Source organism: Corynebacterium sp. MSK158 (assembly GCF_030229085.1).
Taxonomy (GTDB): Bacteria; Actinomycetota; Actinomycetes; order Mycobacteriales; family Mycobacteriaceae; genus Corynebacterium.
The window spans coordinates 45,718-61,160 of record NZ_JASPHJ010000003.1 but is presented as its reverse complement, the minus strand read 5'-3'; the positions used below and the strand labels follow the sequence as shown (position 1 = coordinate 61,160).

Annotated in this window: 12 protein-coding genes; 2 read left to right on the top strand and 10 right to left on the bottom strand. The window is 58.0% G+C overall.

The annotated features are described in order from the left end of the window. Window positions 1-94: 94 nt before the first annotated feature. Window positions 95-1,249: a SulP family inorganic anion transporter gene (locus QP915_RS03520; RefSeq protein ID WP_502869314.1), complete on the top strand. Its 1,155-nt coding sequence runs from the start codon at window positions 95-97 to the stop codon at window positions 1,247-1,249. On the opposite strand, the gene QP915_RS03515 is transcribed toward QP915_RS03520, so the two are convergent. Both QP915_RS03515 and QP915_RS03510 read right to left on the bottom strand, forming a co-directional pair. Next, a complete protein-coding gene (locus QP915_RS03515) occupies window positions 1,179-3,722 on the bottom strand; it encodes a DEAD/DEAH box helicase (RefSeq protein ID WP_284768065.1) in 2,544 nt (847 codons plus the stop codon). The genes QP915_RS03520 and QP915_RS03515 overlap by 71 nt on opposite strands. Before the next feature lie 34 nt (window positions 3,723-3,756). Next, entirely contained in the window at window positions 3,757-4,821 is a 1,065-nt protein-coding gene (locus QP915_RS03510) for a PAC2 family protein (protein ID WP_284768064.1), read from the bottom strand. Between the two features lie 224 nt (window positions 4,822-5,045). Between QP915_RS03510 and QP915_RS03505 the strand changes: the two genes are divergently transcribed. Next, window positions 5,046-6,149 (top strand): DUF4192 domain-containing protein, encoded by a 1,104-nt coding sequence (locus QP915_RS03505; RefSeq protein ID WP_284768062.1) that lies wholly within the window; start codon window positions 5,046-5,048, stop codon window positions 6,147-6,149. 12 nt (window positions 6,150-6,161) lie between these two features. On the opposite strand, the gene galE is transcribed toward QP915_RS03505, so the two are convergent. The 8 genes from galE to QP915_RS03465 all read right to left on the bottom strand — a co-directional run bounded on the left by galE (window position 6,162) and on the right by QP915_RS03465 (window position 15,435). Then, window positions 6,162-7,148: a UDP-glucose 4-epimerase GalE gene (galE, locus tag QP915_RS03500; protein WP_284768061.1), complete on the bottom strand. Its 987-nt coding sequence runs from the start codon at window positions 7,146-7,148 to the stop codon at window positions 6,162-6,164. 3 nt (window positions 7,149-7,151) lie between these two features. Then, a complete protein-coding gene (locus tag QP915_RS03495; protein ID WP_239277554.1) occupies window positions 7,152-7,829 on the bottom strand; it encodes a metal-dependent transcriptional regulator in 678 nt (225 codons plus the stop codon). Between the two features lie 222 nt (window positions 7,830-8,051). Further along, window positions 8,052-9,065, bottom strand: coding sequence for a sigma-70 family RNA polymerase sigma factor (locus QP915_RS03490; protein ID WP_005325073.1), 1,014 nt, complete (start codon window positions 9,063-9,065; stop codon window positions 8,052-8,054). A 182-nt stretch (window positions 9,066-9,247) separates the two neighbouring features. Continuing rightward, window positions 9,248-10,039 (bottom strand): helix-turn-helix transcriptional regulator, encoded by a 792-nt coding sequence (locus tag QP915_RS03485; protein ID WP_370658817.1) that lies wholly within the window; start codon window positions 10,037-10,039, stop codon window positions 9,248-9,250. Window positions 10,040-10,183: 144 nt separating this feature from the next. After that, the gene (locus QP915_RS03480; RefSeq protein ID WP_284768060.1) at window positions 10,184-11,557 is read right to left on the bottom strand and encodes an L-serine ammonia-lyase; all 1,374 of its coding nucleotides are present in this window, start codon (window positions 11,555-11,557) and stop codon (window positions 10,184-10,186) included. Window positions 11,558-11,603: 46 nt separating this feature from the next. After that, window positions 11,604-13,019: an SLC5/6 family protein gene (locus QP915_RS03475; RefSeq protein WP_225746854.1), complete on the bottom strand. Its 1,416-nt coding sequence runs from the start codon at window positions 13,017-13,019 to the stop codon at window positions 11,604-11,606. A gap of 358 nt (window positions 13,020-13,377) precedes the next feature. Next, the gene (gene dtd, locus QP915_RS03470) at window positions 13,378-13,821 is read right to left on the bottom strand and encodes a D-aminoacyl-tRNA deacylase (protein WP_284768059.1); all 444 of its coding nucleotides are present in this window, start codon (window positions 13,819-13,821) and stop codon (window positions 13,378-13,380) included. Window positions 13,822-13,863: 42 nt separating this feature from the next. Further along, window positions 13,864-15,435 carry a DUF7782 domain-containing protein gene (locus QP915_RS03465; RefSeq protein WP_284768058.1) on the bottom strand — a complete coding sequence of 524 codons (1,572 nt, stop codon included), beginning with the start codon at window positions 15,433-15,435 and terminating at the stop codon, window positions 13,864-13,866. Window positions 15,436-15,443: the final 8 nt, after the last annotated feature.

The window sequence follows — 15,443 nt, the reverse complement described above, 5'->3', positions numbered from 1 at the left end:
AGGCATCGGCCAGAATCGGGAATCCGGCCGTCGAAGGAAGGCGCCTTGTGTATCCTTTGGGTGTCGTTGAGCCTTTAAGGAGCAAGAAAGTAGCATGACCCACCCCTCCACCGTCTCTAAGGTGGGCATCCGATCCCGTGCCCTGCGATTCGCACCGCGCCGCTCGGACTGGTCCCGCGTGACTATCGGGCGCGACCTTTCGGCCGGCCTTATGGTGGCCCTAGTCGCACTCCCCCTGGCGCTCGGCTTCGGCGTTGCTTCTGGTGTCGGCGCGGCAGCTGGAATTACGACGGCCATCGTCGCGGGCATCCTGTCCGCAGTCTTCGGCGGTAGCAACGTCCAGGTAAGCGGCCCGACCGGCGCAATGACCGTGGTGCTCATCCCCATCGTGGCCGACCATGGTGCCGATGGGGTGCTCGTCGTTGGCGTGCTGGCGGGGCTCATGCTGCTCTTGCTGGCATTCACCGGCGCTGGCCGCGCGATGAAATACATGCCGTTGCCTGTCATCGAAGGTTTCACAGCCGGTATTGCGGTGATCATCGCCCTCCAACAGCTACCTGCAGCACTCGGTGTTGACGTAGATGGCGAGAAAGTCCTCGGGTTGGCGTGGGACGCAATCAAAGCTTGGCTAGATGCTCCGGTATGGCAGGCGCCCGTTATGACCCTCGCGGTGGCGGCCGGAATCGTGGTTGCTGCCCGCATTCGTAGTGGCTTTCCCGCGGCGCTGGTGTTGGTAGCTGCTGCGACGGCCATCAACATGCTGGCAGACAGCGGTCTGAAGACTATCGGCTACATCCCGTCGACGTTGCCTGCCCCGCGCTGGCCGCAGATCCCGTGGGAGCACCTGGATTCCTTGCTGTTGGCAGCGGTCGCCGTCGCAGCGCTCGGTGCGTTGGAATCGTTGCTGTCAGCGACGGTTGCCGACGCAAAGACTGTCGGCGACCGGCACGATCCTGACCGCGAGCTCTTTGGGCAGGGCGTGGCCAACGTCGTCGCGCCCCTGTTCGGCGGGATCCCCGCAACAGCCGCGATCGCCCGAACTGCTGTCAACGTGCGGGCAGGCGCGGGCACACGCCTGGCAGCGGTGTTCCATTCGCTGCTCCTGCTCGTCGCCGTACTCGTTGCGGCCCCCCTTACCCCGGGGCGAGGCAACCAGGGTGGCTTGTCGTTTTCGCTGGCTAATACTCCACGCGCAGGTCAGCTAGGCGGACTTCGCCGGCTTCATCGGAGGCATCGAGGTCTACCGTAGCCACGAACTGGTAGGCGTAGTCGCCGTCTGGGTCCTTGATGATCTGGCGCACGGACCACGCACGCGAGTCAGTATCGCCTAGGCGGAAAAACTCCGGGCCACGGGCCTCGGGGCCGGAATCGATGTCATCATATTCATCGAAGTAATCATCTAGGATAGCGCCGAAGTCTGGCACCTCGTCCAAGTAATCGAGCAGCTCCGCCAAGCGCTCTTCCTTTTCCAAAGCAAAGAGCTGCACTAAGCGGAACATGTAATTGCGCACCATGATGGTAAAGGCGCGGCGATTGGCCGTGAGCGCGGTGGGGTCCTCCACGCCAAAGGCCAGCTCGCGGTCCACCGTGTCTTGGTCGATGGGGGAGTCTTCGCCGGCCATTTGCGCCCATTCGTCGACAAGCGAGGAATCCACCTGGCGGATAAGCTCTCCCAGCCAGACAACGATGTCCTCGAGCTCCGGAGTGTTGTACTCATCGGGAATGGATTGCTTCAGGGTACGCCAGGCGTCGGTCAGGTAGCGCAAAATCACGCCCTCGGAGCGGGCCAAGCCGTAGGTTGCGACCAGATCGGAGAAGGTCATGGCGTTCTCGAGCATGTCGCGCACCACGGACTTGGGCCGCAGCTCAAACTCCTTGACCCACGCATTGGTCTCAGCGAAAGTATCGTAGGCCTGCTCCAATAGCTCTTCGAGCGGCTTCGGCCAGGTGATGTCTTCTACGATATTCATGCGGTCGGTGTAGTCCACCCCGTCCGCTTTCAGCGCGGCAATTTCTTCGCCGCGGCGCTGCTTCTGCTGGGCGATGAGCACCTGGCGTGGGTCATCCAGAATGGCCTCGAACACGGAAATGACGTCTAGGTTATAAGTCTCCGCCTCCGGATCCAGCAGCGAGAGCGCCGCCAGCGCGAATGGACCCAGCGGCTGGTTGAGCGCAAAGTCACGCGGCAGCTCTCGTACCAAATGGTAGGGACGGCCGTAGATATCCAATCCCTTGGTGGATTTTTGCACCACGCCGGAATCCACTAGCCCGCGGAAGAGATCGATAGCGGTGAGAATGTCCTTATTCTGTTTGCTGCGATTATCGTGATTGTCTCGCAGCAGGTGGCGCATGTGGTCATAGCCATTGCCATGGCGCGCCAAGACGTTGAGCAGCATGGAATTTGAAACGCGGAACTGAGAGGTAAGCTGTTCCGGTTCCGCCTCAGTAAGGCGCGCGAAGGTCTTCTCAGACCAGGACACCTCGCCTTCTCGGGCGGACTTTTTCTTGAGCTTCTTCAAGCGTTTGGGGTCATCGCCGATGCGGCGGCGTTCCTTGGCATTTTCAATCTCGTGCTCGGGCGCCTCGACCACCACAGTGCCCTCGGTGTCATAGCCAGCGCGGCCGGCGCGGCCGGCAATCTGGTGGAATTCGCGCGACTTGAGGATGCGTTGGCGCTGGCCGTCGAACTTGGCAAGCCCAGTCATCAGCACGGTGCGGATGGGCACGTTAATGCCCACACCCAAGGTATCGGTGCCGCAAATGACCTTAAGCAGGCCTTTTTGTGCCAGGCGCTCTACCAAACGGCGGTATTTGGGGAGCATGCCCGCGTGGTGGATACCGATGCCCTTGCGCAGGAGCTTGGACAGATCCTTGCCAAAGGCAGTGGTGAAGCGGAAACCACCGATTTCCTGGGCAATGGCTTCTTTTTCGTCCTTGGTGATGATCCCCGAAAGCGAGGTGAGCGCCTGGGCGCGCTCGGCCGCTTCACGCTGCGAGAAGTGCACCACGTAGATGGGAGCCTTCTTATCAGCCAAGAGCTCCTCGATGGTCTCGTGCACCGCACTAAAGACATAGGAGAAATCCAGCGGCACGGGCCGCGTGGTGCCGGCGACGAGGTTGGTGGCGCGGCCGGTGCGGCGGGTGAGATCTTCTTCTAGCCACTGGGTATCGCCCAAAGTGGCGGACATGAGCAGGAACTGCGCCTTGGACAACTCCAGCAACGGCACCTGCCAGGCCCAACCGCGATCCGGCTCGGAGTAGTAGTGGAACTCGTCCATCACAACCTGGTCGATATTGGCCTCGGCACCATCGCGCAGCGCAATATTGGCCACAATCTCGGCGGTGGCGGCGATGATGGGGGCATTGCCATTAACGGTGGCGTCGCCAGTCATCATGCCCACATTCTCGGCGCCGAAAATATCGCACAGGGCAAAAAACTTCTCGCTCACAAGGGCCTTAATCGGCGCGGTATAGAAACTGCGCTGGCCACGAGCTAGGGCGATGAAGTGTGCAGCATTAGCCACCATGGACTTACCCGAGCCCGTAGGGGTAGCGAGGATAACATTATCGCCGGCCAAAATACCGAGCGAGGCTTCTTCTTGCGCTGGGTACAAATTAATACCCCGGCTGGTGGTCCACGAGGTAAAGGTATCCCAGATCGCCTCGTCAACGAGGGACTCGGGTACTTCCGTCAAATCTGGCAGCAGCTGAGATAAGTTCACCCCAACCACCTTAGCGGCGATGGGGGCGGGTTAGTTAGATATCGTCACCTAAGTCGCCCTCACCCGAAGCAGAATCAGGGCCATCCTTCCCTTCATCGGACCTCGGGCCTTCTTCCTCGGTGGAATCTTCGCGGTCATCGATCTCGGTATTTATGATCTGCTGGCTTTCTTCTTCATCCAAGGAAGCCAAAAAAGCCTGGAATTCCTCGCTGATTTCCTCACCGGTAGGCATAGGCTCCTCGCCGGGCATGATCGCCTGCGGGTGCTCCTTGCGGTAGCGCTCCATATAAGCGTCATACTGTTGCTCGAGTTGTTGGACTACGCCTTCAATCTCATCCGAGCCACCAACTTGCTCCTCCAGTTGGTTTTCCACGCGAGAAATATCGGCCTCAATGCTGCCCAAAGGAATATTGAGGCGCGCCGCCCGAGCCACCGAATCCAGCAACTGGAACGTGGCCTGCGGATAAGGCGAAGCTGCCAGATAATGCGGCACGTGGACGGTATATCCAGCCACCGTGCGGTGCTTATCCGCTAGAGCCTTTTCCAGATAAAGCGCGGCGGAGCCTGGGACCATCATGGTGGAATCCATCGAGAGCATGTGCTCGGTCAAGCGGGAGGAGGTGCCATGGGCCGTGACCACCGTGGGGCGGGTGTGCGGCACCGGCATCGGCGCGGCATAGAGCATGATGGTGTCTTCGATGTTGAACTTTTCCACCAGCTTCACCACGGCGGTAGTAAACGCCTCCCAGCGCATGTCTGGTTCAGGGCCAGACAGCAGTAGGAAGGTCTTGCCGGAATTATCGCGCAGCACCTTAATACCAAGATCCATGGACTCGATTTCCAGCGCCCGATCCTTATCAATCGTGATGGCTGGGCGGCGCGAGCGGTAATCAATCAACTCATCAGAGTTAAATGACGCCAGCTGACGGCCTTCCAAAGCGGCTTTCAGGTGGTCAGCACTTGCCTCAATGGTCTGGCCAGCGTCAGCATAGCCGTGCATGGCAACAATCATGGTGGGGCCTTGTCCGTCACCGGAATCATCCCGAATCACCGGAGCCGGATATTCCAGCTCATACATGCGGCGATCTTCTTCGTGCATGTTGTGTTACCTCCTTGCTTTCTTACCTACCCCAACGCCGCGTGCGTGCTTACTATTCCCGCGCGCACTGCGAGGTTAAATAAACAATTGTGCCCCAAACCGCTGCGCATTGCCAGCGCAATCCCGGGCGGGGTGTGGAAAGCCGCTTGCCGACGCCCCCTTCACCCCACCTATCCACAGATCCCCACCACCTATCCCTTAGCGGCCTATGCACAGTTGCGCGCGTGGTTGAAGCTGGAGCCATGGACATCACAACACCAACTCAGCCCATCCGTACGCCCGGCGATATCCTCGCCAATATCCCAGGAATCCTCGGATTCTTTCCCACCGAATCAGTCGTCCTCATCTCCATCCAACCCAGCCAACGCGGATACAGCATTGGGCCAGTAGCCCGCCTCGATCTGCACGATGTGCCTGGTGCCCTGCACGAGGTGATGGATGCTTTTCACTGCGGAAACCCCGAAATCATTTTCTGCTTCGTGCTCTCCCAGCGCGAGGAAGGAGAGCTCTGGGATATTCTGCAGTCTCTTTACCATTTCCAAGACCGGACAGGTATGGGCATCGATGCCTGCTGGCTGTCCGAAGAACTATCCACCGATACCGCCTATGACCTCATCTTTGGCCACGCCACAGAAAGCGGCGAGGGCCCGCTGCAGAATTGGATGGAAGGAACCATACCCGCCATCTCGACGAGCCACACGATGCGCGCCTGCGTGAATAATGGCATGCTTCCGGAACTTAGCCGTCATGACTTGGTCCAGCGTTTCAAGGACCCGAACCCATACTTTGGGGAAGAAGAGATTAGGGCCATGGAGCGATGCGCCGAAGAAATTGCCCGCCAATTGCGCGCCGGGCACGGGTACGGCACGACAGAACCAGTGCAGGTGGTCAAACACCTTATCGCCGATGTGCGCTATGTGCTCAGCGAGGTCGAATCGCTGGAGGAAACCCTAGAAAATGAAGAATTGTTGTGCGTGGCAGCCATGTGGATGTCTACCACCTGGACCCGTGACCTAGTTATTACGGAACTCGTCTCCGCGCCGCAGGAAGCAGGAGACCTGTTATTGGCGGTAGCGCGTACATTCCAGGGGTCTATTCGCTATAACGCCCTGGCTTTGTATGCTGCTAGCCAGGTGTCCCATGAATTTGGAATTTATGCCGGTCCGGCGCTTTCCGTAGTAGTAGAAGAGGCGCCCCATCACAATCTGGGGCGCCTCATAGCGCAGGGTTATCGCAGCGGCATGGGAAAGCGGATGGTCTCCAGTCTATGCCATGGTTGCGAGCTAGCCCGCGAAGCAGCGGGGCTCCGCGTTGACAGCCCCGCCTAACACGCGCGGCATCTAGGACCGCTTCGCCGAATGTGCTTTATCGCCAAGCTGTCGGGTGAAGTTCCACGCGTCGGTGACGATGGTTTCCAGGTCCGTGCGGGTGGGATTCCAACCGAGCTCCCGCTGGATCTTCTCAGAGGAAGCGATAAGCGTAGCTGGGTCGCCCGCGCGGCGCGGGGCAACCTCAGCCGGAATGTCGTGGCCGGTTACCTTGCGGCACATCTCGATGACTTGCTTGACGGAGTACCCATCGCCAGAACCCAAGTTGTAAATGTGGTGCTTGCCAGATTCATTGGACTCGAGAGCAAGCACGTGGGCGTCGGCTAGATCGCGGATATGGATGTAGTCACGCACTGGGGTGCCGTCTGCGGTATCCCAGTCATCACCGAACATGAAAATCTTATCCCGGCGGCCCAAAGCAACTTGCAACACGATGGGGATGAGGTGGGTTTCTACCTCGCGGTTTTCGCCAATATTTCCGTAGGCGCCAGCCACATTGAAATAGCGCAGCGAGGTAGCGCCGAGGCCGTAGGCGTGGGCAAAGGACGTGATCATGTAGTCGATGGCCAGCTTGGTCGCACCATACGGATTGGTGGGCTGGGTTGGCATGTCTTCCGTAATCGGGACCTGGTCGGGCTCACCGTAGGTTGCAGCGGTGGAGGAAAAGACGAGGTTTTTGACGTCGTTATCCCGCATGGCATTAAGCAGCGTCAGGGTAGTAACGACGTTGTGCTGCCAGTACTCATCTGGTTTTTCGACGGATTCGCCCACCAAGGAGCGCGCAGCGAAGTGAATGACGCCTTCGAAGCCACCTTCGCCCAAGACCTCGGCAGCCTTGTCCGCGACGTCGCCCTCGACGACACGGGCGGCCTCCGGAACTGCCTCACGGTTGCCGGTGGAGAAATTATCGATGATGGTTACGTCATGGCCCTGTTCGACCAATACAGCAGCGCAAACGCTGCCTACATAGCCCGCGCCACCTGTGACGAGAAGCTTCATGGGTTATACCTCCACGCGCACTGCGTGCGCCAAATCGTCGGAAAGCACGACGCTTCTGCCTTCCGGTGTCGACAGTGTAATCGTGCCGCTGTTATTGACCACAGACACCTTGGCGCCCACTCGGATTCCAGCATCGGTGAGTTCTTGGAAGGTGCCATCATCAACCTGCAAGATTTCATTGACCTGGATGACGGTCGCAGAGACCTGCTCGCCATTGGGGAGATCGACCGCGCGGGTGCCCTGATCCGGCTGTGGAACATCGAAGCCAAGTGCAGATAGCGCCGGAATAGGATTGCCAAAGGGCGACCGCGTCGGATCATCGAGAACAGCGACCATGCGCTTTTCCACCTCTTCGCTCATCACATGCTCCCACCGGCAGGCCTCGTCGTGGACCTTGGCAATGTCGAGCCCCAAGACGTCGGTAAGCAAACGCTCTGCCAAACGGTGCTTGCGCATGACTGCGGTTGCTAAGTCGCGGCCCTTGTCCGTGAGATCCAAACTGCGGTCGGTGCGCACGTGCAAAAGGCCATCGCGCTCCATGCGAGCCACGGTCTGAGAAACCGTTGGCCCGGACTGCTCCAAACGCTCCGCAATGCGGGCGCGCAGGGGAGTGATGCCTTCTTCCTCTAGCTCGTAGATGGTCCGCAGATACATCTCCGTTGTATCAACTAGGTCCCTCACGTGGGCATACCTTTCTGTGTGAATACGGTTACGCGGCTATTGTCCCGCCCAAGAACGGGAAAGCGCTTTCTAGACTCTGCAGTCCAGATTAGCCTACCCAAGGCTTGGCTCGCCGCTAAGAACCAAGCCGATGCCTTATCAACGCCAAACCCCGAGCCCATGGCGGTACGTTGCCAAATGGGCCCGGGGAGAGGATGTGTTGCCGAATGCGGTAGGCGTGGATTACAAAGCGTACTCGCGCAGGCGATCGGCGCGATTGCCATCGCGCAGCTTTGCCATAACTTCGCGCTCAATCTGGCGTACACGCTCGCGCGAAAGACCGAAGCGGCGACCAATCTGATCCAAGGTGCGCGGAACACCATCATCGAGGCCATAACGCAGGCGGATGACATCCTGCTCGCGCTTTTCCAAGGTGTCAATCACGCCGCGGATATCAGAGTGGCGCATAGATGCGACGACCGCAGTTTCAGCATCGGTAGCTTCTGCATCTTCAATGAAATCGCCCAAAGGAGCTTCTTCATCGGTGCCTACCGGCATATCGAGAGAGACCGGATCGCGTGACTGGCGCAGCAGCATTTCAATCTTGTTCTCGTCAATACCGGATTCTTCCGAAAGTTCCTCGTTAGTAGCTTCGCGGCCCAAGGATTGATACATCTCGCGCTTAATGCGGGAAAGCTTGTTAACCTGCTCAACCAAGTGGACTGGGAGGCGAATGGTGCGGGACTGGTCAGCCATGCCGCGGGTAATCGCCTGACGGATCCACCAAGTGGCATAAGTGGAGAACTTGAAGCCCTTGGCGTAATCGAACTTCTCCATTGCGCGGATAAGGCCTAGGTTGCCCTCTTGGATGAGATCCAGCAGTGGCATACCGCGGCCGGTGTAGCGCTTTGCCAGCGAGACGACGAGGCGCAGGTTGGCTTCGAGCAGGTGGGAGCGTGCCTTCTTGCCTTCGCGGGCGAGGATCTTAAGGTCGCGCTTTTCTGCGCGGGTGAGCTTTTCTGCGTTATTGAGCTTGTACTCCGCGTATAGTCCAACCTCGATGGCCTGAGCGAGTTCTACCTCATCTTCCGCGCTGAGCAGTGCGGTCTTGCCGATGCCGTTGAGATAAACGCGGACGAGATCGGCTGAAGGATTATCGTTGGTTTGGTTGCGGCGAGATCCGCGGTCTACTTCCTGTTCTTCATCAGTAGTGGCACTTGAAGTGCCCTTGGCGGTGGTGGCAGATGTCTTCGTCATAGTGAAGCCTCCTGAATTTGTCGCCGGTTTCACAAAGTACAACGGAGTCTTAAGCGATTTAGTTCCCGGTGCGGAGAGAAATATTAAAAACAGTTGTTCCCCGTGGTACAACTCCACCTTTTCGGGGGAGAGGTACCACGGGGAACGGTTACGAGCTGCGAATAGCTAGGAATGTGGAACTACTATCCACGCACCTGGACGAGGTAGCGGTAGATAGTCGGTTCAGATACGCCTAGGCGCGTCGCTGCCGCGGCGATTCCTCCTTTAAGGAGGAAAAATCCTGCATCCTCGAGGTCAGAAACCACCTCGAGGCGCTCTTCGCGCTGCATGCGAGGAACTGGCGTGCTCTGGTTGGAAATCGCAGAGTTCAACATGGAATCGAGAAGGTGCTCCACGTTAGAACGCAAAGACTCGCTGACTTCTTCCTTCTTTGGTTCTTCTTCTGCAGCCTCGTCTTCTGGGACCGGGTCTGGTACCGCTACGGGGCGCTGCGGTTGCTCCTCCGTGCCGGGGTAGCCGCCGAAAGCCTTGGACTTATCAAATGCGGGATCATCTGCGTTGCCGATAAGTGCGGCGGCAGCATCGCGAATGTGTACCAACTCGGAGACATCAACATTGATGCACAGCATGCCGCGCATATGGCCGGAGTCGTCGCGGATGAAGTAGCTTGAAGAGCGGCAAATCTTGCCTTCCGCATTGACGGCGCGGTAGCCGGTCATCATGGGGATTGCTGCGGCATCGCCTTGTTTCATAAACCACAGTGCGAAGTCGGTCACGGGGCCGCCTAGCTGCCGGCCGGAGATGTGGCCGTTGGCGATGGCCATGATGGATTTATCGGGAACGTCGAGATCGTGGAGTACGATTTCGGTGTTTGGGCCCATTGCCTTACCGAGGAATTCGACGAGGGGAATGTACTGCTCGAGGAAATTTTCTTCGGAGGCACTGCCGCTAGGGAAGTTCATTAGCTGAAGCATGTCCTTTAATTCCTGTCAGGTTATAGAGAAGATATCACACGGAAGCGAATAGGCGGAAGGGGGAGTAGCGCCAAGAAAGCCGGATGAACACAAGCGGCTTAGCGCTGTGCTCACCCGGCTCATCGCTTCTTTACAGGGTGGTCTCTATCCACACACCGGAACTGGCGGGTGAACTGCTAGGGCCAGGCCACCTTGTGAGGTTTCCCTGTACTTGGCGTTCATATCCTTACCAGTCTTATACATGGTCCAGATGACTTCGTCCAAAGAAACGCATGGCTTGCTCTCGCGCTCCAGCGCCATGCGAGCGCTGGTGATGGAGTCAACGGCAGCGACAGCATTGCGCTCAATGCAGGGTACCTGAACCTGTCCAAGGACTGGGTCACAGGTCAGGCCTAGCTTGTGCTCCATGCCAATCTCGGCTGCAATGCAAACTTGCTCTGGGGTAGCGCCCATGAGCTGGGCGAGACCGCCAGCAGCCATGGAGCACGCTACACCAACCTCACCCTGGCAGCCGACCTCAGCGCCAGAGATGGAAGCGTTCATCTTGTACAGGGAAGCAATCTGGTTGCAGGCGAAGATGTAATCAGCAAACATCTCGGTGGTAACGGGCTCAACGAACTTGTCGTAGTAAGCCAGTACTGCCGGAACAACCCCGCAGGCGCCGTTCGTAGGTGCGGTGACAACGCGGCCGCAGGCTGCATTCTCTTCAGAGATAGCCAGTGCGAACATATTGACCCAGCTGAGGATGTTCAGACCATCGTGCGGTTCAGACTGCTCCAGGCGGCGCCTGAGGGCAGCGGCGCGGCGGGGGACAAGCAGGGAGCCTGGCAGCGGGCCGTCGGTAGCGGAGCCGCGCTTGATGCCGGTGTACATGACATCGCGAACCTTGCGTAGGTGCTCGTTGACCTCATCTTCGGAGCGCAGTGCCAGCTCGTTGGCAAGTCCAAGCTCCGGGAGGGTCATGTTGTTCTTCTCGCACAGCTCGAGCATCTCTGCGGCGCTGGCGTAGGGGAAGGGGATATCAACCTTGGCGTCGGTGCGCTTGGCAAAGTCTTCCTGCTTGACGATGAAACCGCCGCCGACTGAGTAGTAGGTCTTGTGCAGGATGTCTTCCTCGCCGGCGAAGGCGATAAGACACATGCCGTTCTCGTGCATCGGGAGGTACTCATCGTGGAAGTAGAAGCCGCCGTCCTTGGGGAATTCTACCTCGTGGGAGCCGCCCAGCATGAGCTTCTCGCTGCTGCGGACGTTCTTCATGAATTCGGAGATGCCGTCGATATCAACCGTCTCTGGCTCTTCACCAGCGAGGCCAAGGAGGATGGCCTTGTCGGTGGAGTGGCCGATGCCCGTGAGGGAGAGGGAGCCGTAGACATTTGCCTGAACTCGAGTGACCTTGTCAAAGAGGTCTTTTTCCTTGAGTTCGTCCACGAAAGCTTTGCCGGCTTTCATTGGGCCAAGGGTGTGTGAGCTTGAGGGGCCGATGCCAATCTTGAACATATCGAAGATGCTGATGAACATTGTTCTTTCCTTGAATCCTCTGCGATTTTCTCGTCTGCGGCGGTGCCTAGAAGGCCTGGACGATGGAGTAGATGATGGTTGCTAGGGCGACGAGGCCCATGAAGAAGACGAAGTAGTTGGAAGCCTTGCCCTTGTAGCGCTTCAGTGCTGGAACCTTGTGGATGGCGACCATTGGGATGATGAAGAGCATGATGGCAATCGTCGGGCCACACAGGGTTTCAATCATGCCCAGGATGGATGGGTCAGCCCAGGCGACGAGCCAAGCGGTGACCAGCATGAAGATGAGGGTGATGGTATCGAGCTTGTGGGCAGACTCTGCGTCGTCCTTGCTTGCGTTCTTGCTGCCCTTGATGACGAGGCCTTCGAAGCCTTCGGCTGCGCCGAGGTAGTGGCCGAGGAAGGACTTAGCAACTGCAATCATGGCGATGATTGGGGCAATCCACTGGATAAGTGGGTTATCGAAGTGGTTGGCCAGGTAGGACAGGATGGTGATGTTTTGTGCCTTAGCGTCTGCCATGTCAGCCGGGGAGAGGCTCAGAGCGCAGGAGAAGACGAAGAACATGACCACGACGACCATGAGGATTTCTGCGCGGAGCAAGGTCTTGCGGGACTTGGCCTCGGCGAACTTACCGTAGGTCTGGCGGCGGTCAACGGCGAAGGAGGAAATCATCGGGGAGTGGTTGAAGGAGAAGACCATAACCGGAACCAGCAGCATCAGGGTAACGCCCATGCTGTGGCCAGAAGCCTCGCGAGCAACGTTGAGGTCGAAGGAATCAAAGAGCGCGGTATTCCACTTCGGGATGAGGTAAAGGGAAAGTAGAACCAGGATGCCGATGAATGGGTAGACCAAGTAGGACATGACGTGAACTACGACGTCCTTGCCCATGCGGACGATTAGGATGAGGCCGCCCACCAGCAGTAGGGAGGTAAGCCAGCGGTCCGGCGGGGTGATTCCGAGCTGGTGCTCCAAGAAGGAGTTGACCGTGTTGGTGATGGTTACCGAGTAAACCAGCAGGATGGGGTAGACCGACAGGAAGTACAGGATGTTCATCAGAACGCCGGCCTTCTTGCCAAAGTGTTCCTCGACGACGTCCGTGAGGTCACCGTCTGGCTTGGAGCTAGAAAGTACCAAGCGGGTCATTCCGCGGTGAGCCCAGTAGGTCATGGGCAGTGCTACGACCGTCATGATGAGCAGCGGGATGATGCCGCCGATACCGGCGTTGATGGGGAGGAAGAGGACGCCGGCGCCGATTGCGGTGCCGAACAGGGAGAGCATCCATACGGTGTCTTCCTTATTCCACTTCGGTGCACCCTTCTGGCCATCAAACGGAGTGTCAATGCCAGGGGCTGGTGCGGATTCTTTGGAGGAGGGAGCTGCCTTGGAGGTCTTGAGGTCCTCAGGCATCTCAGCCTGGTTTTCTGGGTGCTGGGCTTTGTTACGCCGCTTGATTGAGTGGGACATTTTCTTTCCTACATCTAGTTGGTCGGCCGAAGCGTTTGGGCTTCTGCAACCATGATTGAGAAAATTTTTCTCACTCAATTTTGCGTTTGTAGGACTTTGAGAAACTGTCTCTCATCCTGCATATCCAGCCCTTTTGCTTCGCTGTGCCTTCAGTATAGAACAAAATCTTGCAGAGTGATAATAAATTATTGCACTGCGAGTAGGGCATTTATCACTCTCTGAGGATTTGCATTCCGTAGCGCTTTATGGCTTGCTCGACACAAAATCTAAAAAAGTGGTTTAAGTCACGAAAGCGTTTGTAAAAGGGCCTGCTTAACACGATTTTCAGTTCTCGTGGGGCGGAAATAGAGGGTGCGGGCTAGGTCTCTACTAAGACGGTGAAAGGTCCTTCGTTCACAGAGGAAACGCGCATTTTAGCCCCGAATTGGCCTGTTTCAACTGATACGCCGCGTTCCCTGAGGTTCGTAATAATCGCCGCGATGACCGGTTCGGCTTCGGGGCCTGGAGCGGCATCCGCCCACGAAGGGCGCCGCCCTTTGGCAGTGCGGCCGTACAAAGTAAATTGGCTCACCACAAGCACAGGCGCTCCGGCATCAATGACTGACACTTCGCCATCAAGAATGCGCAGTTCTGCAATCTTGCGTGCCATCTTCTTAGCGCGGGGACGCCAATCATCCATATCCTCGCGCGAGACCCCAATTAGAGCGAGAAGGCCACCGGTTTCGGGGCAATCGATGGCACCCACGGTTTCTCCATCGACGGTTACTGTGGCCTCCGATACCCGAGTCAAAACTGCGCGCATGGTTTACTTCTCCTTATATAACGAGTGGGGGACAGTGTGGATCTAGCTGAGGTCCGGAGAATCGGTATCTAAGAGGAGATCAGCTGGGATAAGCAGGCCATGTCGGACCATATCGATCACGGCGGGTAGGGCAGCAGTAGTAAGTTCTGCTTCGTCGAATCCGTGTGCCGCTGCATACAGGCCAATGGTTTCTTCCAGGTTCAAGCCCTGTGGGTTGAGTCCGGCGACAATGGCAGCGATGTGTTCATCTACTTCGTGGCTCCAGCGCGGACCGTCGGTGCGAGTAAGGCGTAGAGCGGCCCGAGTAAAGCCCTGGCCTAATTCCCCGTCTGGGGTACTGATATCTTCGCGTGCCAGCCCTGGGCGTACGTGGAAGTGCTTTCCCTGTAGCTCGCCGGGTACAAGGTCGCGCAACCACGCCACACGGGCAAAGTATTCTTCTACTTCAGGGCCAAGTGGGTCGCTAAAGGTCTGCGGCATTTCTTCGGCCAAGATATCGGCAGGTTCATCGTCGCCGATCCGTTGGATCGCGACAAAACCAAAGCCAATGCCATTGACCTCATGTTGCTGGAAATGTTCCAGCCAGGCGCGAGAGCGCTCTTGTCCTTCAGGGGAGCGTACATCCAGGGATTCATCCTCGAGCCAGGTGGACACATAGAGTGCGGGATCGGCTACGTCGCGCTGAATGATCCAGGCGGCAATTCCTTTGTCCGGCAGCCAGGAAGCAACGCGTTGCTGCCAGGTCTCGCCGCTGGTGTGTACCCAAGCGGCCAGAAGGTGAGCCGTTCCGCCAGGGGTTAGGTGATCGGTGGCACGAGAGACAACCAGCTCGCTAGCACCGTCCAGATTTAACCCGGAGTCGCGGTAGACATGGCCAACTTCCGGAAGGCCAACAACAAAAGGTGGGTTAGCTACAAGGCGGTCAAAGCGGCGGCCGGCTACGGGGTCAAACCACGAACCTTGCAGCAATTCCACTTTCTCGCTATCGCCAGTAGCGGCAATGGTAGCCTCGGCCAACTCCAATGCACGCTCATGCACGTCGGTGGCGGTAATCTTTTCAGCGCAATCGAGCTGCCCCAGCAATTGAACGCCTGAGCCAGTGCCTAGATCTAAGACGCTGCCCACTGGGCTTACTGGCGTGGATTGCAGCAGCGAAAGGCTTGCCGCACCAACGCCAAGCACATGGTCTGGGCCGGGTACGTGGTCGACCAAGGATGCGTCGACGTCGGAGAAGATGAGACGGTTGGCGCCAACGATGATGTGGGGGCGGATATCGAGGGCAATGTAGGCCTTGCCATGGGCGTCGGCAAGCGCAACATTGGCATCCAGCAACTGGGTAGCCAGGCGCGCACCTACCGCCTCGCCTAAAAGCGTCGCCGGTAGGTGTTCATGCAGGAGGAAGAAGCGGATCAATAAATCCAATTGAGATTCGCTGTGCGCGGCGAGCGTAACTGGTGCGGGTTCGCCGCGGAAGAGGGCCTCGGTAACTTCCGGACCTAGGTGCCCGGCTATGCCATCGGTAGTAAAACCGGCGGCGGTAAAGACATCGGAAAGCTCTTCGGCCAGCTTGGCTAGCGCGGTGGCATCAAAGTCGGGGCCAAAAGCGGTCGTCATGAAAGCAG